The sequence below is a fragment of the Pseudomonas sp. PICF6 genome (assembly GCF_009831705.1).
Classification (GTDB): Bacteria; Pseudomonadota; Gammaproteobacteria; order Pseudomonadales; family Pseudomonadaceae; genus Aquipseudomonas; species Aquipseudomonas rhizophila.
On sequence record NZ_WUUD01000010.1, the window covers coordinates 52,973 to 75,424 of the forward strand.

Annotated in this window: 20 protein-coding genes and 1 pseudogene; 11 read left to right on the forward strand and 10 right to left on the reverse strand. The window is 60.2% G+C overall.

Translation table 11 applies throughout. From position 1 onward, the window contains the following. The coding region (guaA, locus tag GSM73_RS03620; protein ID WP_256676693.1) for a glutamine-hydrolyzing GMP synthase at positions 1 to 1,332 on the forward strand (1,332 nt) is incomplete at its 5' end. Between the two features lie 183 nt (positions 1,333 to 1,515). Here guaA and GSM73_RS03625 read toward each other — a convergent pair. Beyond that, on the reverse strand, positions 1,516 to 3,813 hold the full coding sequence (locus tag GSM73_RS03625) for an autotransporter outer membrane beta-barrel domain-containing protein (RefSeq protein WP_160891606.1): 2,298 nt from the start codon (positions 3,811 to 3,813) through the stop codon (positions 1,516 to 1,518). Positions 3,814 to 4,081: 268 nt separating this feature from the next. Next, positions 4,082 to 4,981 carry an alpha/beta hydrolase family protein gene (locus GSM73_RS03630; protein ID WP_047227594.1) on the reverse strand — a complete coding sequence of 300 codons (900 nt, stop codon included), beginning with the start codon at positions 4,979 to 4,981 and terminating at the stop codon, positions 4,082 to 4,084. A 494-nt stretch (positions 4,982 to 5,475) separates the two neighbouring features. Between GSM73_RS03630 and GSM73_RS26830 the strand changes: the two are divergent. From GSM73_RS26830 to tadA, 4 genes and pseudogenes are all read left to right on the forward strand, one after another. Next, positions 5,476 to 5,750: pseudogene (locus GSM73_RS26830) on the forward strand (hypothetical protein). Between the two features lie 3 nt (positions 5,751 to 5,753). Then, positions 5,754 to 6,278 (forward strand): AlpA family transcriptional regulator, encoded by a 525-nt coding sequence (locus GSM73_RS03640; protein ID WP_047227490.1) that lies wholly within the window; start codon positions 5,754 to 5,756, stop codon positions 6,276 to 6,278. Positions 6,279 to 6,446: 168 nt separating this feature from the next. Further along, positions 6,447 to 7,823 carry a multicopper oxidase family protein gene (locus GSM73_RS03645; protein WP_076386220.1) on the forward strand — a complete coding sequence of 459 codons (1,377 nt, stop codon included), beginning with the start codon at positions 6,447 to 6,449 and terminating at the stop codon, positions 7,821 to 7,823. After that, complete coding sequence (gene tadA, locus GSM73_RS03650; RefSeq protein ID WP_160891608.1) at positions 7,823 to 8,320, forward strand: tRNA adenosine(34) deaminase TadA; 498 nt, start codon at positions 7,823 to 7,825, stop codon at positions 8,318 to 8,320. The genes GSM73_RS03645 and tadA overlap by 1 nt, the downstream gene beginning before the upstream one ends. A 260-nt stretch (positions 8,321 to 8,580) precedes the next feature. Here tadA and cmoB read toward each other — a convergent pair whose 3' ends face one another. The 8 genes from cmoB to GSM73_RS03690 form a co-directional block, all read right to left on the reverse strand. Next, complete coding sequence (cmoB, locus tag GSM73_RS03655; protein WP_047227493.1) at positions 8,581 to 9,537, reverse strand: tRNA 5-methoxyuridine(34)/uridine 5-oxyacetic acid(34) synthase CmoB; 957 nt, start codon at positions 9,535 to 9,537, stop codon at positions 8,581 to 8,583. Continuing rightward, the gene (cmoA, locus tag GSM73_RS03660) at positions 9,534 to 10,277 is read right to left on the reverse strand and encodes a carboxy-S-adenosyl-L-methionine synthase CmoA (RefSeq protein ID WP_160891610.1); all 744 of its coding nucleotides are present in this window, start codon (positions 10,275 to 10,277) and stop codon (positions 9,534 to 9,536) included. The genes cmoB and cmoA overlap by 4 nt, the downstream gene beginning before the upstream one ends. 95 nt (positions 10,278 to 10,372) lie before the next feature. Further along, the gene (locus GSM73_RS03665; protein ID WP_047227495.1) at positions 10,373 to 11,008 is read right to left on the reverse strand and encodes a lysoplasmalogenase; all 636 of its coding nucleotides are present in this window, start codon (positions 11,006 to 11,008) and stop codon (positions 10,373 to 10,375) included. 2 nt (positions 11,009 to 11,010) lie between these two features. Further along, entirely contained in the window at positions 11,011 to 11,403 is a 393-nt protein-coding gene (locus tag GSM73_RS03670) for a protease inhibitor I42 family protein (protein WP_107321546.1), read from the reverse strand. 209 nt (positions 11,404 to 11,612) lie between these two features. Next, on the reverse strand, positions 11,613 to 14,027 hold the full coding sequence (gene lon / locus GSM73_RS03675) for an endopeptidase La (RefSeq protein ID WP_047227497.1): 2,415 nt from the start codon (positions 14,025 to 14,027) through the stop codon (positions 11,613 to 11,615). Positions 14,028 to 14,177: 150 nt separating this feature from the next. Then, entirely contained in the window at positions 14,178 to 15,491 is a 1,314-nt protein-coding gene (locus GSM73_RS03680; protein ID WP_047227498.1) for an MFS transporter, read from the reverse strand. Between the two features lie 172 nt (positions 15,492 to 15,663). Further along, positions 15,664 to 16,905 (reverse strand): HlyC/CorC family transporter, encoded by a 1,242-nt coding sequence (locus tag GSM73_RS03685; protein WP_160891612.1) that lies wholly within the window; start codon positions 16,903 to 16,905, stop codon positions 15,664 to 15,666. Between the two features lie 12 nt (positions 16,906 to 16,917). After that, positions 16,918 to 17,730: an inner membrane protein YpjD gene (locus GSM73_RS03690; protein ID WP_047227500.1), complete on the reverse strand. Its 813-nt coding sequence runs from the start codon at positions 17,728 to 17,730 to the stop codon at positions 16,918 to 16,920. A 207-nt stretch (positions 17,731 to 17,937) separates the two neighbouring features. Here GSM73_RS03690 and ffh point away from each other — a divergent pair, with 207 nt between their 5' ends. From ffh to xerD, 6 genes are all read left to right on the forward strand, one after another. Continuing rightward, complete coding sequence (ffh, locus tag GSM73_RS03695) at positions 17,938 to 19,314, forward strand: signal recognition particle protein (protein WP_047227501.1); 1,377 nt, start codon at positions 17,938 to 17,940, stop codon at positions 19,312 to 19,314. Positions 19,315 to 19,565: 251 nt separating this feature from the next. After that, positions 19,566 to 19,817: a 30S ribosomal protein S16 gene (rpsP, locus tag GSM73_RS03700; RefSeq protein ID WP_003198088.1), complete on the forward strand. Its 252-nt coding sequence runs from the start codon at positions 19,566 to 19,568 to the stop codon at positions 19,815 to 19,817. Positions 19,818 to 19,822: 5 nt separating this feature from the next. Beyond that, positions 19,823 to 20,359, forward strand: coding sequence for a ribosome maturation factor RimM (gene rimM, locus GSM73_RS03705; RefSeq protein ID WP_160891614.1), 537 nt, complete (start codon positions 19,823 to 19,825; stop codon positions 20,357 to 20,359). Next, the gene (gene trmD, locus GSM73_RS03710; protein ID WP_171061421.1) at positions 20,341 to 21,150 is read left to right on the forward strand and encodes a tRNA (guanosine(37)-N1)-methyltransferase TrmD; all 810 of its coding nucleotides are present in this window, start codon (positions 20,341 to 20,343) and stop codon (positions 21,148 to 21,150) included. Before rimM ends, trmD begins: the two co-directional genes overlap by 19 nt. A gap of 9 nt (positions 21,151 to 21,159) precedes the next feature. Then, positions 21,160 to 21,510 carry a 50S ribosomal protein L19 gene (gene rplS, locus GSM73_RS03715; protein WP_003175895.1) on the forward strand — a complete coding sequence of 117 codons (351 nt, stop codon included), beginning with the start codon at positions 21,160 to 21,162 and terminating at the stop codon, positions 21,508 to 21,510. Positions 21,511 to 21,641: 131 nt separating this feature from the next. Further along, a partial coding sequence (xerD, locus tag GSM73_RS03720) for a site-specific tyrosine recombinase XerD (protein ID WP_160891616.1) occupies positions 21,642 to 22,452 on the forward strand: 811 nt, incomplete at its 3' end.

Sequence of the window (22,452 nt, forward strand, 5' to 3'; positions counted from 1 at the left end):
TTCGGTATCTGCTACGGCATGCAGACCATGGCTGAACAGCTGGGCGGTAAGGTAGAAGGCTCCGACCTGCGTGAGTTCGGTTATGCCCGCGTTGACGTGGTCGGCAAGAGCCGCCTGCTGGATGGCATCGAAGACCACATCGACGCCGACGGCCTGTTTGGCCTCGACGTGTGGATGAGCCACGGTGACAAGGTCACCAAGATGCCGGAAGACTTCCACATCCTGGCCAGCACCCCGAGCTGCCCGATTGCCGGCATGTTCAACGATGATCGCCGTTACTACGGCGTGCAGTTCCACCCGGAAGTGACCCATACCAAGCAAGGCGGTCGCATCCTGTCGCGCTTCATCCTCGATATCTGCGAGTGCGAAGCCCTGTGGACACCATCGAAAATCGCTGAAGACGCCATCGCTCAGGTTCGCGCCCAGGTCGGCACCGACAACGTACTGCTCGGTTTGTCCGGCGGCGTGGACTCCTCGGTGGTTGCCGCGTTGCTGCACAAGGCCATCGGCGACCAGTTGACCTGCGTCTTCGTCGACAACGGCCTGCTGCGCCTGCACGAAGGCGAGCAAGTGATGGCCATGTTTGCCGAGAACATGGGCGTCAAGGTGATCCGCGCCAACGCCGAAGAGCAGTTCCTGAACAACCTGGCCGGCGAGTCCGACCCGGAGAAGAAGCGCAAGATCATCGGTCGCACCTTCATCGACGTATTCGATGCCGAATCCTGCAAGCTGGACAACATCAAGTACCTGGCCCAAGGCACCATCTACCCCGACGTGATCGAGTCGGCCGGCGCCAAGAGCGGCAAGGCCCACGTGATCAAGTCCCACCACAACGTCGGTGGCCTGCCGGAAGAAATGAACCTCAAGCTGGTCGAGCCGCTGCGCGAGCTGTTCAAGGATGAAGTGCGTCGCCTCGGCCTGGAACTGGGCCTGCCGTACGACATGGTCTACCGCCACCCATTCCCAGGCCCGGGCCTGGGCGTGCGGATCCTTGGTGAAGTGAAGAAGGAATACGCCGACCTGCTGCGTCGCGCCGACCATATCTTCATCGAAGAACTGCGCAAGGCCGACTGGTACCACAAGGTCAGCCAGGCGTTCGTGGTGTTCCAGCCGGTGAAATCGGTTGGCGTGGTCGGCGATGGCCGTCGCTACGCCTGGGTCGTGGCCCTGCGCGCCGTGGAAACCATCGACTTCATGACCGCTCGCTGGGCGCACCTGCCGTACGAGCTGCTGGAAACCGTTTCCGGGCGGATCATCAACGAAATCGAAGGCATCTCCCGCGTGACGTATGACGTGTCGAGCAAGCCGCCGGCGACGATTGAGTGGGAATAAGGCTGATCCGCAGCTCTCTGTTTTATAAGTAAAAAACTAGAGAGCCCCAGGTCGAAACAGAATTGTGACCTGGGTGATATTCAGTCAGGCAGGTGACATCGCCAGACGCTACGGGCTTTACCATCAGCCTCAAACAACAAAACCCGCATTGGCGGGTTTTGTTGTTTCAGACGAACACGTTGATCAGAAGTCGTAACGCACGTTCGCAGTGAAGGTGTCGGCGTCGAAACCACTGCTGGTCAGGTAGTTGTACGTCCCTCCCACGCTCCACGCGCCCACGCGGTAGTTCGCGCCCAGTCCCAGCTCGTAGCTGTCGCGCGCCGGTGTCGCGCCTGTGGTGGTGAAGGGGGTACCACCGAGTACGAAGGTGGAGGTGGTGCCGGCCTTGTCGCCGATGAAATCGTGCCAGGCCATCAGCTTGGCTTCCGGTTCCAGGCTGCCGACACCTACGTCAAAAGCGGCCGCCAGACGAGCGCCCAGGCCCATTTCGCCGATTTCATAGCGCTGGCTACCGACGTTGAGGGCGGCTGAGCTACCTTTTTCACGGTACGAATCAATCGACACGTTGGCATAACGCGCACCGATCTGTGGTTCCAGCAGCCACTGCTTGTCGAGCTGGAAAGTGTAGCCTGCCAGTGCGTTGACGCCGAAGATCTCACTGTCGTAGTCGGCCTTGGCGCGGGTACCGGCGATGTAGCGTTTGGACTCGTTGTCGTTCCAGCCATACATCAGCGAGGTGTCGACAAAGAAGTTGTCATGGGCCCAATTGCCGTACAGGGTCAGTGCATGGCCGCTGACGTCGGTTTTGTGGCCCAGGTCGGATTTGACGTCGCTGGTCAGGTAGCTGTAAGCCAGGCCCATGGTGGTATCGGCGTTGAGCTTGCCGTCGGCACCCACGGCGATGCCGTTGGTGTTGGCGTCGTAGCCGTCGATACCGTGGCGGCTGTCCTGGTTGGCATCGCTGGACAGCGCTTGCAGCCATACGCCTTGTTCTGCCAGGACGTCACCGGAGGACAGACCGCTACGCGCTTTGCTGGCGCGGCGGTTGATAGCACTTGCGACCAGGTTCTGGCTGTTGGTGGCGGCGTTGATCGCCCCGCGGCTGACGTCCGGGGTCAGGGTTTCGGCAAGTTCGGCCAGATCTTCACTGGTGGCGGCGTTGGCGAAACGCTGGAATACCGGGTCACTTTCGTCCAACTGGCCCATGACCGTGTTCTTGAACGGATTGATGGCGTTCACCGCGTTGCGCGAACCACGGGCACCCAGCAGGTCTTGCGTGATCGCCTCATCACTGCGGGTGGCAACCAGTGCTTTCACGTCCTGGCCTTCAATGCCGAAGTTCCTCACCTCAAGCAACGCCGAGGAGGAAACCACGGACAGGTTCTGCGGGTCTTCCCAAGTGCCAGAGTTGATGAGGGTGTAGCGGGTGCCCGACGTGCGGAAGTCGTCGGAGCGAGCCTGCAGTTCGATCTGGCTGCCTGGAGAGAAGTAGGTATTGCCGGTGACTTTCAGGATCGGCGTGTTGGGCAGTGTGTTGTTATCCAGCAGCAGGCGCAAACGTGCAGTCTCGCTGTCCATGTCGAGGTCGCCCACAATCGTAGTCTGCGGGCGAAGCAGAGTCAGGCGGCCCCCGTCGATATCGACGAAACCGGCGCGGATGGTCGAGCCATCGAACATCGCGTCCCCTTGCACCAGCACACCACTCAGGCCCAGCAGGTCACCCTTGACCTGACCACCTTGCCAGTAGAAATACGAAGGGGAGGCATTGTCGTCCGCCAGAATTGCTGCGGTGCCGCCTTCGATCAGGCCACCTGTCTGCCTGATGGTGAGGATGTCGAAACCGCCGGAGGTGTCGAGACTGCGAAAATGGATACCGACTCCATCGGCGGAGATAGTCCCGCTGTTGTTGATATCGCTCTTGAAGGGAGCGCCTGTCATCTGACCGGTAAAGCGAGCGTTCTCGATCTCGATACCCGCAGAGTCGATGCCACGAGCGGTGATAGTGCCCGAGTTATTGATGTTCGCCTGGGTCGAGGTGATCATCATGCCGTTGGCATCTTCGCCAGTCACAGTGATGTTGCCGTTGTTGTTCACTTCGCCAGCGATATTCGCCAGATACAGGTCCAGCCCCATGGCGCCATTGCCGCTCACCGTAATGTCGCCATGATTTACCAGATCGCCAGCGACGGTGGAATTGAGGGTCATGGCGATGCCGGCCGGGATGTCGCTGGGGTTCGCGGCCGTCAGGTTGATGTTGCCCTGGTTGACCAGGTTGCCCGCCAGGGTCACGTCGGTCAGCTCTACACCAGCGTTTTGCGACGTCCCGGTGAAGGTGGCGTTATTGAAAACGTCACCGGAGCTGCTGTATGCCCCTGTGCTCAGGTCGTGGTTGAAGTCGGGTGCGGGTGCGGCATGGACCGTGGCAGTGGCAGCCGCGATGGACAGTGCCAACAATGAGCGGCGCAGGTGGGAGATGTTCAAGACAGTATCCTTACAGGGTAGAAACTGACAGAGAACAACCTGCGCGTCAGCGTCTGTTTTAGGCTTCCCTGCCAGCTTGTCAGTGAAGTGCTGATTCAAGCGCGGTGAAATTTACACGATGCTTGTAGGGCAAATCACCATAAAAAGAATAAATGACGAAGAAAAAGCTAAAAAATGCGACGTTACAGTTATTTTTTGAGGCTTTATAGGGTTATTCAGCAATAATCGGAACTTAAGGTCACCGTTGTGGTCACGCCCGGGTCAGGCGCTAGGGGGAATGGTGTTCGGATGTTTTTAAACGGACGTGCCCACCCTTAATCTCAGGATTCTCATGTGCCAATGGAATTTTGGCCCACCGGCTCCATGTCGCTTCCCACCCCCTATCATGGCTGGCTCCTGGTACATGGACGTATTGGGAAAGGGGCGAGCCCAGCGCCTGTTGGTACCTATCAGCTAAACGACCTGGAACAATCAGGTCTGCTTCTCCGATGAGATGACGCTGGGGCAATAAGGCGAGTCGACTACGATAGTCCAGCGGATCCAGTGAACCGTCGAGTGGCGACAGTCCTTTCATCGTCGCCCACAGACGTGGACTGAGATTGCCAGCAAGGGTTTGCACCTGAGTAACATCATTGCGCTGTGCCGCTAACAATAATGCGAGAGCGGCTCCACCTGAATACCCCACCAGTTCGAACTCCCTATTGCCATATCGCTGTTTCAGTTGGTCCAGCGCCTGGCTGAGACGGGTGACCACTTCCTGAGAAAAGCGGCGATTGGTCCAGAGTGCTGATTGACAGGCTGCGGCCATGACGAACTGGCAGGGGCGTGCCAGGTACGCGTTCGGTGTCGGATCATCGACCGCCAGTCGTGGCACTAACAGATTGTGCGGGCTCGGATCCAGGCTGGGTTGAGTGGCCGTCGCCCAGGAATGGCCATCGCCTTCCAGGTAGACACGCAGGCGAGTCATCTTTTCCCCAGTGTGCGGCGCAAGTATGAGGAGGGGGAAGGCGTGGCCTGGCAAGACCTCCCATTGTCGGCCGTGCTCTTCAGCCAGTTGTTGCAGTGCCTCGCGCGGCGATTGGCAGGCGATGAGAAGCGCGCTGACCATCACCATCCAGGCTTTATAGAAGCCAGCCAATGTCCCACGACAGGAAAAGTATCTACTCATCATCTGTCGTAACACACCTTGGCAATTGGCAGCATCGGCATTGAAGTCGGCATTGGCGGTGTAGTTCTTGGTTAAGTTAGGGCGGCGATGGCAGGATGTGGCGACCAGCCTATCCCAGTTCGAAGCGCGCCATTTATAGATCCGATTTCGATCCCCAAGTTGCTGATTCAACGCAGCAGATGCGCGAAGAGTCTCTTATCTGCGCATGCTGCACGAATGACCACCGTATCGATGTGTACAGGAAAACCCTGTGGATAACCTCTCCAGGGTTTTTTCATTTTGACTGGCCTTACTATTTCTCATCTGCGGGTCTCCTGAGGAAAGCTTCTGTCAGGCGGTTTTCCCGTCACGTTTCGCTACGATTACCGTCTCAGCGGGGGCCGAGAGGCGCTTATCATCGGGCGGTATGGCCTGCGGGTATCGCAGCTATTGAAGAGCGGGCCAAGGTTGTCGATTGACAACCTAGTGGGCCATGCGAATACTGGAGATCACGGATGAGTCGTCCCTCGCACCCGAAGAAAGAGGTCGAAGAAGTGCTTAGGCATGCCGAAGCGCAGGGCTGGCGTGTAGTAGTTGGCGGTAGTCACGCCTGGGGGCGGCTTATTGTCCTTATAACGATGAGGACTGCCGCTGCGGTGAGTTCTGCATTACGTCGATATGGAGCACGCCAAAGAACCCTGGCAATCACGCGCGAGCATTGCGGCGCGTTGTGGACAATTGCACTGCGCATCGTAATTGGCGCGAAGCTGATGACGGTGCTGAGGACTAGGAAATGGAATACACCTTTACCTTGAAATATCAGCTCGCTGGTGATGACTGTCCCGCGGATGAACTGGTCGAGCGGCTGGGTGAGGCTGGCTGCGACGACGCTCTGGTAGGCATTGGGCAACCGGGTCGGCTGGCGCTTGAGTTCACTCGGGAGGCTGAGGATGCGATCAAGGCCGTGCTTAGTGCCCTGGGCGATGTCCGCCGCGCGGTGCCGTCGGCCAAACTGATCGAGGTTGCTCCTGATTGGGTCGGGCTGACCGACGTAGCCGAAATCGTAGGCGTATCTCGACAGAACATGCGCAAGCTGATGTTGGCTCATCCTGGCAGCTTCCCGACGCCTGTGCACGAAGGGAGTTCGTCTATCTGGCACTTGGCAGACATCCTGACCTGGCTGCAGGCCAAGGGCAGCTATTCACTTCCCAAGCACGTGTTGGATCTGGCGCAGGTGGCTTTGCAGGTCAACGTTGCGAAAGAGGGGCGGCGGTTACCTGGCTTGGCTGTCAGAGAGTTGGAAGTTTTGGTTGGGTGACGGTCTGAACCGTTTGGGGCGCCATTAGGCGCCCTTGTCGCATCTGACGATGATGGCTCGACCGGGCGACGCGACAATCCTTCACTTAATATTTCTCAATTGCAGGTGTATCGTATTCGCCTTTTGCGGGCCCCAGGGTCCGCCGCAGATTCAAGAGGTGGTCGCTTCATGTCCTTTACCCGTCGCCAAATACTCGGTGGCCTGGCCGGTCTTGTTGTCGTGGGCGTAGGGGCGGGGGGCGCGTCGCGGTATTGGTTGGGCAAGATGGCCGATGCCGAGGCCGGTCACGACTATGAGTTGATTGCCGCGCCGCTGGACGTGGAGCTGGTGGCCGGGCACAAGACCCAGGCCTGGGCTTTTGGTCCGTCGGCACCGGGTACTGAATTGCGGGTGCGTCAGGGCGAATGGTTGCGGGTGCGCTTCATTAATCACCTGCCGGTTGCGACCACCATTCACTGGCACGGTATCCGTCTGCCGCTGGAGATGGACGGCGTTCCGTATGTCTCGCAATTGCCGGTGCTGCCGGGTGAATACTTCGATTACAAGTTTCGTGTGCCGGACGCCGGCAGCTATTGGTATCACCCCCACGTCAACAGCAGCGAAGAGCTCGGTCGCGGGCTTGTTGGACCTTTGATTGTCGAGGAGCGTGAGCCCACCGGCTTCAAATACGAACAAACCCTCAGCCTCAAGAACTGGCATGTGGATGAGCAAGGCGAGTTCGTCGCCTTCAGCATTCCCCGTGAAGCGGCGCGTGGAGGGACGGCCGGGCGTCTGTCGACTATCAACGGCGTGCCGCTGCCGGTGATTGATCTGCCGGCCGGGCAGATCACCCGGGTACGCTTGCTGAACCTGGACAATACCCTGACCTACCGCATCAACATTCCTGGCGTCGAGGCGCAGATCTACGCCCTGGACGGTAACCCTGTCGCGCCGCGCCCGTTGGGCAAGGAATACTGGCTCGGTCCGGGCATGCGCATTTGCCTGGCGATCAAGGCGCCGGCGGCCGGGGAGGAGTTGTCATTGCGCAATGGTCCGGTGCGGCTGGGCACTTTGCGCTCCGTGCCCAACAACGAGGCGCCGGCCCAGTGGCCGCCTGCGTTGCCACCTAACCCGGTGGCCGAGCCAGACCTGGCCAATGCCGAGAAACTCAACTTCAATTTCGAGTGGGTCGGTTCGGTGTCGGTCAATGTCGACAACGGCAAACCACCGAGTTTGTGGCAGATCAACGGCAAGGCCTGGGACATCACCGACAAGACCTGCGCCGACCGGCCAATCGCCACGTTGAAAAAAGGCCAGAGCTATATTTTCGAATTGAAGAACATGACTCAGTACCAGCATCCGATCCATTTGCACGGCATGAGCTTCAAGGTGATTGCATCCAACCGGCACAAGGTCATCCCGTATTTCACCGACACCTATCTGCTGGGCAAGAACGAGCGGGCGCAGGTGGCGCTGGTGGCGGATAACCCAGGCGTGTGGATGTTCCATTGCCATGTGATCGACCACATGGAAACCGGCCTGATGGCCGCCATCGAGGTGGCGTGATGCGCCAGATTCGCCCCGCCAAAATCATCGACCGCAGCCGTGACCAGGATTTCATGCGCGAAGCCCTGAGCCTCGCCGCACAAGGCGCGGCTTTGGGTGAAGTGCCGGTGGGCGCGGTGCTGGTGCAGGACGGTGAGATCATCGGCCGCGGCTTCAACTGCCCGATCAGCGGCCACGACCCCAGCGCCCATGCGGAAATGGTCGCCATCCGCGCCGCCGCCCAGGCCGTGAGCAACTATCGCCTGCCCGGCAGCACCCTCTATGTGACGCTGGAGCCGTGCAGCATGTGCGCCGGCCTCATTGTTCACTCGCGCATCGCCCGAGTCGTCTACGGCGCCCTGGAGCCCAAGGCCGGCATTGTGCAGAGCCAGGGGCAATTTTTCAGCCAGGGGTTTCTGAATCACCGGGTGATGTTCGAGGGCGGGGTGTTGGCTGACGAGTGCAGTGCGGTGTTGAGTGAGTTCTTCAAGGCCCGCAGAGCCAAACCCCAAGACTGAAGCTGTACCCTGTGGGAGCGGGCTTGCTCGCGAAAGCGGCGTGTCAGTCACATAGATGTTGAATGGTCCGCCGCCATCGCGAGCAAGCTCAGCTCCCACATGGGGTCCCGGGTGTCCACAGATCCTGCGTTCACCACAATCCCTGTGGGAGCTGAGCTTGCTCGCGATAGCGGTGGGTCAGCTTGCATTCATGTTGAATGTGCTGCCGCCTTCGCGAGCAAGCCCGCTCCCACAGAGGGGGGTTATGGTACCTGGGCGATTTATTTCCGCGCCACAATCACCGCCCGCATTGGCGCCGGCAGTCCTTCGATGGTTTTGCTGTGGTCGGCGGGATCGAGAAAGTCGCTAAGCGACTGATACTTCATCCACTCGGTGCTGCGCTGTTCTTCCACGGTGGTCAAGCTCACGTCCACACAGCGCACATCGCTGAACCCGGCGCGGCGCAGCCAGCGTTCCAGGGCCGGTACCGAGGGCAGGAACCACACGTTGCGCATCTGTGCGTAACGGTCCTCGGGGACCAGCACCTGATGTTCGTCGCCCTCGATCACCAATGTTTCCAATACCAGCTCTCCGCCCTTGACCAGGCAATCCTTGAGCGCCAGCAAATGCTCGATCGGCGAGCGGCGATGGTAGAACACGCCCATGGAAAACACCGTATCGAAGCCTTCCAGCTCCGGCGGCAGCGCCTCGAATGGGAAAGGCAGGTGCCAGGCGTTGGGCTGCGAGAGGTAGCGCTGCACCGCCTGGAACTGGCAGAAGAACAGCCAGTTGGGGTCGACGCCGATCACCGTGTCGGCACCGGCGCCGAGCATCCGCCACATGTAATAACCATTGCCGCAGCCCACATCGAGAATGCGCTTGCCCACCAGGTCCAGGTGCGGGGCGACCCGCGACCACTTCCAGTCCGAACGCCATTCGGTGTCAACGTGCACGCCAAACAGGTCGAAAGGCCCTTTGCGCCACGGCGACAGGCCCATCAGCGCAGTTCGCATCTGTTCACGGGTTTCGTCGCTGCAATCGGTGTCGAGGGTCAGGCCGTTCAGCAGGTCGATCCGGGTCGGTTGCAGCACCGGCAAGGCATCGAGGGCGCTTTGCCAACGCTCCAGGTCGCCATGACCCTTTTCCATTTTGCTGTCCAGTTGCGTTTGCAGCGTCGCGGCCCAATCGGCCAGAGGGGTGCCGGCCAGATGGCGGGCCAGGGGAGACAGATCAATCATGGCAGGGCAATCAACGAGGCAAAATTAAGACACTGGAACCACGGCACGACTTTCGAGAACCCGGCGGCCATCAGGCGTTCGCGGTGTTCTTCGAGACTGTCGGGCTTCATGACGTTTTCGATGGCGCTGCGCTTCTGGGCGATTTCCAGCTCGCTGTAGCCGTTGGCGCGCTTGAACGCCACATGCAGGTCGTTGAGCAGCGCGTGCTCTTGTTCATCGTTAAAGCGCAGCTTCTCCGAGAGGATCAACGCACCGCCGGGCAGCAGGGACTGGCGGATGCGGCTCAACAAGGCGGTACGCTGATCCGGCGCGATGAATTGCAGGGTGAAGTTCAGCGCTACCACCGAGGCCGGCTGGAACGTCAGGGCGAGGATGTCGCCTTCGATCACTTCAACCGGCAGCAACTCCTGGAACATCGAGTCCTGGCCGTTAAGGTACTCGCGGCAGCGCTCGACCATGGCCGCCGAGTTATCCACCGCAATCACCCGGCAACCTTCGGTGCGCACATGGCGGCGCAGGGCCTGGGTCACCGCGCCCAGGGACGAGCCCAGGTCGTAGAGGACGCTGCCCGGCTGGGCAAATTGCGCGGCGAGCACGCCCAGGTTCTCGACGATGGTCGGGTAACCCGGCACCGAACGCTTGATCATGTCCGGAAACACCCGCACCACGTCCTCGTTAAAGGCGAAGTCAGGCACCTGGGCCAGGGGCTGGGCGAATAGACGATCGGGTTCTTTGCTCACGGCAGTTCCAGCGGCATGGGTGGTGAAAAGGCCGGCATTTTAACCAAAAAACCTCTGGGAGCGAGCCTTTGTGAGCGCCGGGCTTGCTCTCTGGTTCAGTGGTTTTTTTGAGTGAAGGCCGACGCCGCAATGCCCCACTGGCCCAGCCAATAACTGATGATGATCAGGTAAGGCGCGGCATGAAAGGGCGCCACGAACCGGTTTATGCCAATGACGCTGTCGGAAAACACAAACGCCAGAGCCCCGGCAGCGGCCAGCCAGGCCGAGCGCTCGGGGACTTCAGTGCCCAATCGCGCCAGCGCACGCCAGAGCATGGCGCTGATGGCCAGGCCGTAGACAATCACCGGGACGAGCAAAGGCCCCAGACCGCTCGATATCAGAATCCCCAGCAGCGTTGCGCCAAGCCCCAATGCCAAAGCCAGCGATAGCAACGCCGGACGGCGACAGTCGCTGAGGTAGGCTTTCAGATAGGCCAGGTGCGCCAGCAGAAACGCGCCAAGGCCGAACACGAACAGATCCCCGGGCCAAGCCAGCAGCACATCGCCCACCAGCGAGAAAATCAATCCCAGGCTGATCCAGCGTCGATATTCGCTGGGTGGCGCATCGTGCAGCCAGCCGAGCAGGGCCAGCACCGGCATCGGCTTGACCAGCAGGCACAGCAGGGTGGCATGCACAGTGAGCCCGTACACATAGGTGGCCGCGCCCATCAATGCAAGGATCAGCCAACCCATGGTCAATTCACCGAAATGGCGCAGTCGAAGGTTTCCACCGGCGGCACTTCAGGTGCCCAGGGCTGTTGATAAGTCAGGCGCAAGCGACCGGTTCCGGCAGCAAATGCCTGGAAACGCCAGGTTGATACCCCGGCCGCGCCGACGATGCCGGCGTCTTCCGGGTTGCGGTAAACCTCAGGCCCCAAGGCCTTCAGCACGCCGCCAGCCGAATCTTGGACCGCCCAGCGATAACCGGTGCTGGGGTTGCTGGGCAAATTCAGGATCAGGTTCTGGCCGTTAGTGAGCTGCACCGGGCACTGGCTCAGTTTTTCCACGGTCACGTTGTGTTTCGGTTGCGTGGCGCAGGCACTCAGCAGGGCGAGGCTGAAAGGGACGAGCAGGCGGGTGAGGGACATAAGGGCTCCGGCATTCACGACGAACGGCGAGCATAACCGAAGATGCTACTGGGTGTGTCAGCGGGGCATGTGTTGGATCTCATGGCCTTATCGCGAGCAGGCTCGCTCCCACAAGGGTTTGGTGTGGATCACACATGTTGTGAACAACACAAAGCCACTGTGGGAGCGAGCCTGCTCGCGATGAGGCCCGCACAAGCGCTACAGGACTATCAGAACAACACCTTGGCCACATCGGCAAACCGCTTGGCGAAGTGCACGGTGACGCCTTCCTTGAGGTAGTCCGGCAGTTCTTCGAAGTTGCCCCGGTTGGCTTCCGGCAGGATCAGCTCATTGATTTTCTGCCGTCGCGCTGCGATCACTTTCTCGCGCACCCCACCAATGGGCAGCACGTGCCCGGTGAGGGTCAGTTCGCCGGTCATGGCCACGCCTTTTTTCGGCGCCTGGTTGCGAGCCAGGGACAGCAAGGCGCTGGCCATGGTCACCCCGGCACTCGGACCGTCCTTGGGGGTGGCGCCTTCCGGTACGTGCAAGTGAACGAAGGCTTCGTCGAAGAACTTCGGATCGCCGCCAAACTGCTTCAAATGCGAGCTGACGTAGCTGTGGGCGATTTCTGCTGACTCTTTCATCACCTCCCCCAGTTGCCCGGTGAGCTTGAAGCCGCGATTGAGCGTGTGGATGCGCGTCGCTTCGATCGGCAGCGTCGCGCCGCCCATGCTGGTCCAGGCCAGGCCGGTAATCACACCGATGCCGGACAGCACTTGCTCGTTGCGGAACACCGGCTTGCCCAGCGATGCCTCAAGGTCCTTGGGCCCGAGCTTGATCACGGCTTTCGGGTCATCGATCAGTTTCATCACCGCCTTGCGCACCAGCTTGCCCAGCTGTTTCTCCAGCTGCCGCACCCCGGCCTCACGGGCATAACCGTCGATCAGGGCCTTGAGGGCGCTGTCGGTGATATTCAGGCTGCCTTTGGACACGCCGGCCTTGGCCAGTTGTTTGGGCCACAAATGGCGCTTGGCGATGGCGACCTTCTCTTCGGTGATATAGCCGGACAGGCGAATCACTTCCATCCGGTCCAGCAGCGGGCCAGGGATCGAGTCCAGGGTGTTGGCGGTGCACACGAAGAGCACTTTCGACAGGTCCAGGCGCAGGTCCAGGTAGTGATCGAGGAATTCGACGTTCTGCTCCGGGTCGAGGGTTTCCAGCAAGGCCGAGGCCGGATCGCCCTGGTAGCTCTGACCCATCTTGTCGATCTCGTCGAGCATGATCACCGGGTTCATCACTTCGACATCTTTAAGCGCCTGCACCAGCTTGCCCGGTTGAGCACCGATGTAGGTGCGCCGATGGCCCTTGATTTCGGCTTCATCGCGCATGCCGCCGACGCTGAAACGGTAGAACGGCCGACCCAGGGTTTCGGCGATGGACTTGCCAACACTGGTCTTGCCCACCCCCGGCGGCCCCACCAGCAGCACGATGGAGCCGCTGATTTCGCCTTTATAGGCACCCACGGCGAGAAACTCGAGGATGCGGTCCTTGATGTCCCCCAGCCCGGCATGGTGCTGGTCGAGCACCTTGCGCGCGTGCTTGAGGTCGAGCTTGTCCTGGCCATACACGCCCCACGGCACCGACGTCGCCCAATCGAGGTAATTGCGGGTGACCGCGTATTCCGGCGAGCCGGTTTCCAGGATCGAGAGCTTGTTCATTTCCTCTTCGATGCGCTTTTGCGCCTGGGCCGGCAAGTCCTTGCCCTCCAGCCGTTGCTCGAATTGTTCGATATCGGCGCTGCGATCGTCCTTGGTCAGCCCCAGCTCCTGCTGGATGACCTTCAACTGTTCCTTGAGGAAGAATTCGCGCTGATGCTCGCCAATCTTGTTGTTGACCTCGGCAGAAATCTCCTTCTGCAGCCGCGCGACTTCAACTTCCTTGCGCAGCATCGGCAGCACTTTTTCCATGCGCTTGAGCATGGGGACGCAATCGAGCACTTCCTGCAACTCACTGCCGGTGGCCGAGGTGAGTGCGGCGGCAAAGTCAGTCAGGGGCGACGGGTCGTTGGGGCTGAAGCGGTTGAGGTAATTCTTCAGCTCTTCGCTGTACAGCGGATTGAGTGGAAGCAGTTCCTTGATCGCATTGATCAACGCCATGCCATACGCCTTGACCTCGTCGGTCGGCTCGCTTGGCTGGTGCGGGTATTCGACTTCCACCAGGTACGGTGGGCGATGGTGCTTGAGCCAGGTGCGGATGCGCACGCGAGTCAGACCCTGGGCAACGAACTGCAGTTTGCCGCCTTCGCGACTGGCGTGGTGTACCTTGACCAGCGTGCCATACAGCGGCAGCGCTGAGGTGTCGAAGTGGCGCGGATCTTCCTGGGGCGTATCCATGAAAAACAGCGCCAGGGAATGGTGTTCGGATTTGGCGACCAATTCCAGGGTTTCAGCCCAAGGTTCCTCATTGACAATGACCGGCAGCACTTGGGCCGGGAAGAACGGGCGATTGTGGATTGGAATGATGTAGACCTTGTCCGGCAGGTTTTGGCCGGGCAGGGCCAGGCCGGTGCCGGAGGAGGTGTGTTCGATGTGTTCGGAGTCGGCGTAATCGTTCGTGGCTTCAGTAGAGTGCTGGTCGCTCATGGGGCACCTGCGCAATGGAGTATGGGTCTTAGATGGGGCAGGTGAGGGGTGGTTTCAATGGTGGGCGATTGTTAGCTGTTATTTCATTGCAAGGCATTCAGCCTTGTGACAGGTTCGGTGCGGGCCTGTCGCCGGGCCCGCACCGAGGGTTCAGGCGACCCTGTTCAAATCGTTATGGCGCGTCTCTTTCAGGCACAGTACCGCGATCACGCTGAGCACCGCGGCCCCCGAGACATAACCACCGACGTAGCTCAAACCGCCCATTGCCACCAGTTTCTGGGCAAAGAACGGGGCGGCCGAAGCGCCGACGATGCCGCCCAGGTTGTAGGCGGCCGAGGCGCCGGTATAGCGCACATGGGTGGGAAACAGTTCTGGTAGCAAGGCGCCCATGGGGGCGAAGGTCACGCCCATCAGAAACAGCTCAATGCACAGGAACAGCGCCACGCCCAAGGTTGTGCCCTGGGTCAGCAAGGGCTCCATGAGGAAACCCGAGGCAATTGCCAGTACGCCCCCGATAAGCAATATCGGTTTGCGGCCGTAGCGGTCGCTGGCCCAGGCCGACAGCGGCGTCGCGGCGGCCATGAACAGCACCGCAAAGCACAGCAGGCCGAGGAAGGTTTCGCGGCTGTAGCCGAGGGTGGACACACCGTAGCTCAGGGAAAACACGGTCGAGATGTAGAACAGCGCATAACACACCACCATCGCCGCGGCACCCAGCAACGTCGGCGCCCAGTACTGGCTGAACAGCTCGACCAGCGGAACTTTCACCCGTTCCTGGCGGGCCATGGCATCGGCGAAGACGGGTGTTTCATGAAGCTTGAGGCGCACATAGAGGCCGACGATCACCAGCACCGCACTGAGCAGGAACGGGATGCGCCAGCCCCAGGAACGGAACTGCTCGTCGTCCAGGGTCATGGCCAGGGTCAGGAACAATCCGTTGGCCGCCAGAAAGCCGATCGAGGGCCCCAGTTGGGGAAACATACCGAACCAAGCGCGTTTGCCCTTGGGCGCGTTCTCAGTGGCGAGCAACGCTGCGCCACCCCATTCACCGCCCAGGCCCAACCCCTGGCCAAAGCGCAGCACGCACAACAGGATCGGCGCCCAGGCGCCAATGCTGGCGTAACCGGGCAGTACGCCGATCAGCGTGGTACACACACCCATCAGCAGCAGGGACGCCACCAGCGTGGACTTGCGCCCGATCCGGTCGCCGAAGTGGCCGAACAGCGCCGAACCCAGCGGGCGAGCGAGGAATGCGATGCCGAACGTCAGGAAGGACGAGAGCATTTGTGCCGTGCCTGAGGTTTGCGGGAAGAACACCGGCCCGATCACCAGGGCCGCAGCCGTGGCGTAGACGTAGAAGTCATAGAACTCGATGGCCGTGCCGATGAAGCTTGCGGTCGCCACGCGGGTGGCGGAGTTCGTCGGCGGGGCAGACACAGCTTCGTTGCAAGTGGTCGTTGTCATGCGGTTATCCCTGACAGTCATGTGCTCCGTTGGAGCTAATTATTATGGTCGAACTCCCTCGGCTCGCTGGCGCGCGCTGGATAAGCGGGTTGAGTATAGGAAGGGGGCTAACGATTCAACAAGAGAGCCCGTACACAATAGTGGCGCTTGCGCACAACCCTGTGGCGAGGGCTTAGGACGCCAGCGGCACCGAACTGTTGTGCCACACCAGCACCTGGCTGACGCGGTTATCCACGGTTTCGATGATTTCCAGCCGATAGCGGCCGATCTTCAGGCAGACCGGGCTTTCGGGAATGGTCTCCAGTGCTTCGGTCACCAGGCCGTTGAGGGTCTTGGGGCCTTCGCAAGGCAGGTGCCAGCCCAGGGTCCTGTTCAGTTCGCGGATCGACGCGGCGCCATCGATCATAAGGCGTCCATCAGGCTGGGGATGGACGTGGGGGTTGTCGAGGCTGTGCTCGCTTTCGAACTCCCCGACGATTTCTTCAAGGATGTCTTCCAGGGTGACAATGCCCAGCACTTCGCCATATTCGTCCACCACCATGCCCAGGCGCCGTTGCTGCTTGTGGAAATTCAGCAATTGCAGCTGCAGTGGCGTGCTCTCGGGAACGAAGTAGGGTTCGTGGCAGGCAGCCAGCAGTGCTTCCTGGGTCAGGCTCGCGTCCTTGAGCAGGTGGCGGATCTGGCGGGTATTGAGCACCGCTTCGACCTGGTTGATGTCGCTGTGAAACACCGGCAGGCGAGTACGGCGGTTCAGGCGCAACTGTTCAATGATGTCGCCGATGGGGTCGTCGAGGTTGATGCCATCGACCTCACTGCGGGGCACGAGAATATCGTTGACGGTAATGTTGTCCAGGGCATGGATGCCGGAAACCGGATGCGGCCGACCGCTGTTGTGTTCGGGTTCGTGATCGTTGCGCGCGGGTGTGGGCATTTCATCGTCGTTTTGCTGTACCACGCTTGCCTGGCGGGCAAACGGACGCAGCAGCAATTGACTGATGCCATTCAATAGCCAGGCAAATGGATAAAGAATCTTCAAGGGCACGCCAAGCAAGGCGTTACCCAACGCCAGTACCGCATCGGGATGGCGGGTGGCCAGGGTGCGCGGCAGGTAATCGGCAAAGACCAGCAGAGCCGCGCTGGTACCGAGCCAGGCTACCAAGGGGCCGTGTTGCAGCCAGGTAAAAATTGCCAGCAGTGTTCCGATCACCACCGCGAGGGCGCGGCAGAGGGTATTGCACAGAATCAGACTGTCCCGGGGGAAACTCAGCTTCGCCAGCGGTTTGTCACCGGCGCGCGAAGCCTTGCGTTGGGCCAGCAAATGCTGCTGGGCGGCTTCGATGGCCGTGAACAGGGCGGACCAGAGGATCAGCACGACCAGTACAGCGAACAGCGGGCCCACGGGCAACATATCCATCAGAGGCGTCCGTCAGACATGCAGAATGTATTCACGAACCAGCTTGCTGCCGAAGTACGCCAGCATCAGCAGGCAGAAACCGGCCAGGGTCCAGCGAATGGCTTTATGGCCGCGCCAGCCCAGCCGATTTCGGCCCCACAGCAGTACGCTGAACACCACCCACGCCAGGCACGCCAGCAGGGTTTTGTGCACCAGGTGCTGGGCGAACAGGTTTTCGACGAACAGCCAGCCAGAGATCAGCGACAGCGACAGCAGCGTCCAGCCGGCCCAGAGGAAGCCGAACAACAGGCTTTCCATGGTCTGCAAGGGCGGGAAGTTGCGGATCAGCCCGGAAGGGTGCTTGTGCTTGAGCTGGTGATCCTGCACCAGCAGCAGCAAGGCCTGGAACACCGCGATGGTGAACAGGCCGTAAGCGAGGATCGAGAGCAGGATGTGGGCCAGGATGCCCGGTTCTTCATCGATGATCTGTACCGTGCCTGACGGCGCGAATTGCGCCAGCAGCACCGTGGCCAGGCCCAGCGGGAAAAGCAGCACCAGCAGGTTTTCCACCGGGATGCGTGAACAGGCCAGCAGCGTCAGGGCGATCACGGCCACGGCAATGAGGCTGGCGGCGTTGAAGAAGTCCAGGCCCAGGCCAATGGGCGTCATCAGGTGGGTATAAAGGCTGGCCGCGTGGCCGAGCACCGCCAGCACGCCAAGCATGACCAGCAGGCGTTTGTTCGCCTTGGCGCCGGTGGCCAGGCGGGAGCCTTGATAGAGGGTCGCAGCGGCATAAAGACAAGCGGCGGCGAGGGAGGCAAGCAAACTGGGTGACAAGGGGAGCATAAATCCTGTTAGGCAGGCCCGAAAGGCGCTGAGTTTGGCATAGAATCCCCATCGCACGAAAGACCAGCGCAACTGACGGCGAGGTGTGCGCCGGGCGCAGTCTTCGCTATAATCCGCGACCTGCCCACGCCGCAGGCTCGCCGAGCACATTTTTTACGGTCTGGGCCGCCATTATCCCGGTCTTATCTGGGCCTGAAAGGATCGCGCATGTTTGAAAACCTAACCGACCGTCTCTCGCAGACGCTGCGCCATGTCACCGGCAAGGCGAAGCTGACCGAGGACAACATCAAAGACACCCTGCGCGAAGTGCGCATGGCGTTGCTCGAAGCCGACGTCGCCCTGCCGGTGGTCAAGGACTTCGTCAATTCGGTCAAGGAACGCGCCGTCGGCGCCGAGGTGTCGCGCAGCCTGACGCCGGGCCAGGCGTTCGTGAAGATCGTCCAGGCCGAACTCGAAAGCCTGATGGGCGCCGCCAACGAAGACCTGAACCTGAGCGCCGTGCCGCCAGCGGTGGTGCTGATGGCCGGCCTGCAGGGCGCGGGCAAGACCACCACGGCCGGCAAGCTGGCGCGCTTCCTTAAAGAGCGCAAGAAGAAGTCGGTGATGGTGGTGTCCGCGGACATCTATCGCCCGGCGGCGATCAAACAGCTCGAAACCCTGGCCAACGACATCGGCGTGACGTTCTTCCCGTCCGACCTGAGCCAGAAGCCGGTGGACATCGCCCAGGCGGCTATTAAAGAAGCAAAACTGAAATTCATCGACGTGGTCATCGTCGATACCGCCGGTCGCCTGCACATCGACGAAGAGATGATGGGCGAGATCAAGGCGTTGCATGCCGCGATCAACCCGGTGGAAACCCTGTTCGTGGTCGATGCCATGACCGGCCAGGACGCGGCCAACACCGCCAAGGCGTTCGGTGATGCGCTGCCGCTGACCGGCGTGATCCTGACCAAGGTCGACGGTGATGCCCGTGGCGGTGCCGCGCTGTCGGTCCGTGCCATCACTGGCAAGCCGATCAAGTTCATCGGTATGGGCGAGAAGAGCGAAGCGCTCGAGCCGTTCCACCCTGAGCGTATTGCCTCACGGATCCTCGGCATGGGCGATGTGCTCAGCCTGATCGAGCAGGCCGAGCAGACCCTCGACAAGGACAAGGCCGACAAACTGGCCAAGAAGCTGAAGAAGGGCAAGGGCTTCGACCTCGAAGACTTCCGCGATCAGCTGCAACAAATGAAGAACATGGGTGGCCTCGGCGGCCTCATGGACAAACTGCCGAGCATCGGTGGCGTGAACCTGGCGCAGATGGGCAATGCCCAGGGCGCGGCTGAAAAGCAGTTCAAGCAGATGGAAGCCATCATCAACTCCATGACCCCGGCCGAGCGCCGCGACCCTGAGCTGATCAGCGGTTCGCGCAAACGCCGCATCGCCATGGGGTCCGGTACCCAGGTGCAGGACATCGGTCGCTTGATCAAGCAGCACAAGCAGATGCAGAAGATGATGAAGAAATTCTCCGCCAAGGGCGGGATGGCCAAGATGATGCGCGGCATGGGCGGTATGTTGCCCGGCGGCGGCATGCCGAAAATGTAAAGAATCTGCGCCGGCTGTCATGCCGGCGTTGCCCCGCACGGATGCGGGGATCTCCAGCAAACCCGTGCTGCACGGGAGCTGACCTGCCGTTTTTCATGACGGCTCTATGGCAAATCTTGATCGCATGGCGCCAGGCGCCGGAAAAAGACATTTGCAAAAGTCCGGATATTCCTTAGAATATGCGGCCTTTCGGGCACCTATGCCCGCTGTGCATTTAGATTTGCAGCACCGACTACAGGAACGATGTTCACATGCTAACAATCCGTCTTGCCCTTGGCGGCTCCAAAAAGCGCCCGTTTTACCACCTGACCGTAACCGACAGCCGCAACCCGCGTGACGGTTCCCACAAGGAGCAGGTTGGTTTCTTCAACCCTGTTGCCCGTGGTCAGGAAGTTCGTCTGTCCGTGAACCAAGAGCGCGTAGCCTACTGGCTGAGCGTTGGTGCACAACCTTCTGAGCGTGTTGCTCAGTTGTTGAAGGAATCGGCTAAGGCTGCGGCCTGAGCAATATGAACGCGACGCCAAAAGATGCTGATGATTTGATCGTTGTCGGCAAAATCTATTCTGTTCATGGCGTTCGCGGCGAAGTGAAGGTGTATTCCTTTACTGATCCGATCAAAAACCTGTTGGACTACAAAACCTGGACGCTCAAGCGCGAAGGTAGCGTGAAACAGGTTGAGCTGGTCAGCGGACGTGGGAACGACAAGTTCCTGGTCGCAAAGCTCAAGGATCTCGATGATCGTGAAGAAGCGCGTCTTCTGGCCGGTTTTGAGATCTGCGTGCCACGCAACCTGTTCCCTGAACTGACCGACGGCGAGTACTACTGGTACCAGCTGGTGGGTCTGAAGGTCATCGACCACCTCGGGCAATGGCTCGGGAAAATCGATCACCTGCTCGAGACCGGTTCGAACGATGTCATGGTGGTCAAGCCTTGCGTCGGCAGCCTGGATGATCGCGAACGCCTGTTGCCCTATACCGAGCAATGCGTGTTGGCCGTCGACCTTGCAGCAGGCGAGATGAAGGTGGAATGGGATGCGGATTTCTAAACGTGGCTAATTTGCGCGTTGAAGTCATCACGTTGTTTCCCGAGATGTTTTCCGCCATCAGCGAGTACGGCATAACCAGCCGCGCGGTGAAACAGGAGCTGTTGCAGCTTACCTGTTGGAATCCGCGGGACTACACCACGGATCGGCATCACACTGTGGACGATCGCCCGTTTGGCGGTGGTCCGGGCATGGTGATGAAGATCAAGCCCCTGGAAGACGCTCTGGTTCAGGCCAGAACCGCAGCCGGGGAGGGCGCGAAGGTGATTTACCTGTCGCCCCAAGGCCGTCAGCTGACTCAGTCGGCGGTACGCGAGCTGGCAAATTCGGATGCATTGATCCTGATTGCCGGCCGTTATGAAGGCATTGACGAGCGTTTTATTGAAGCTCATGTCGATGAAGAGTGGTCGATTGGCGACTATGTACTGTCTGGCGGCGAGCTGCCGGCGATGGTCCTGATCGATGCGGTTACACGACTGCTGCCTGGAGCTTTAGGGCATGCAGATTCCGCCGAGGAAGATTCCTTTACGGATGGTCTGCTGGATTGCCCGCACTACACCCGACCGGAGGTGTATGCGGATCAGCGTGTTCCCGACGTGTTGCTAAGTGGCAACCACGCGCACATCCGGCGTTGGCGTTTACAGCAGTCCCTTGGTCGGACCTATGAACGACGCGCCGATCTTCTGGAAAGCCGCTCGCTTTCTGGAGAAGAGAAGAAGCTGCTCGAGGAATATATCCGCGAGCGGGACGATAGTTCACAACGTATCGATGGTAAGTCCGACGACTTGCCTTAGGAGCACAGCATGACTAACAAAATCATTCTTGCACTCGAAGCAGAGCAGATGACCAAAGAAATCCCTACCTTTGCCCCGGGCGACACCATTGTCGTTCAGGTGAAAGTGAAGGAAGGCGACCGTTCGCGTCTGCAAGCGTTCGAAGGCGTTGTTATCGCCAAGCGTAACCGCGGCGTAAACAGTGCATTCACCGTTCGTAAAATCTCCAACGGTGTTGGCGTAGAGCGTACTTTCCAGACCTACAGCCCGCAAATCGACAGCATGGCTGTCAAGCGTCGCGGTGACGTACGTAAAGCCAAGCTGTACTACCTGCGTGACCTGTCCGGTAAAGCAGCTCGCATCAAGGAAAAACTGGCTTAAGTCCAGCTTCCGATGCAAAAAAAGCAGCCTGCGGGCTGCTTTTTTGTTGCCTGCGATTTGGTCTTTGAGCACCCTGCATCTCATCATTTCCATTTCGATGCCGCGTACGCACGCATCCCTCATGAGTTTTTATGCCAGCCATTGATCACCCGCTGATAGACCAGTTTCTCGACGCCCTGTGGCTGGAGAAGGGGCTGTCCGACAACACCCGCGATGCCTATCGCAGCGACTTGGCGCTGTTCAATGGCTGGTTGCAGGAACAAGGCCTGGAGCTGGCCAATGCCGGGCGAGAGTTGATCCTCGATCACCTGGCGTGGCGTCTGGAGCAGAACTACAAGCCGCGCTCGACCGCACGTTTTCTCTCGGGTTTGCGTGGGTTTTATCGTTATTTACTGCGGGAAAAGCTGATTGCGGTGGATCCGACCTTGCGCGTGGAGATGCCGCAGCTGGGGCGACCGTTACCCAAGTCCCTGTCTGAAGCTGATGTAGAGGCGCTGCTGGCGGCGCCGGATCTCAGCGAGGCCATCGGTCAGCGCGACCGGGCCATGCTGGAGGTTTTGTACGCGTGCGGCCTGCGGGTCACCGAGCTGATCAGTCTCACGCTGGAGCAGGTCAACCTGCGTCAAGGCGTGCTGCGGGTGATGGGCAAGGGCAGCAAGGAGCGTCTGGTGCCGATGGGCGAAGAGGCAATCGTCTGGGTCGAGCGCTACATGCGCGATGCGCGTCATGAACTGCTGGGCGGGCGTCCCAGTGACGTGCTGTTTCCCAGCCTGCGCGGCGAGCAGATGACTCGCCAGACCTTCTGGCACCGTATCAAGCACCAGGCCAAGGTGGCCGGGATCGGCAAGTCACTGTCCCCACACACCTTGCGCCATGCCTTCGCCACGCACCTGCTCAACCACGGCGCCGACTTGCGTGTGGTGCAGATGCTGCTTTTTTTTA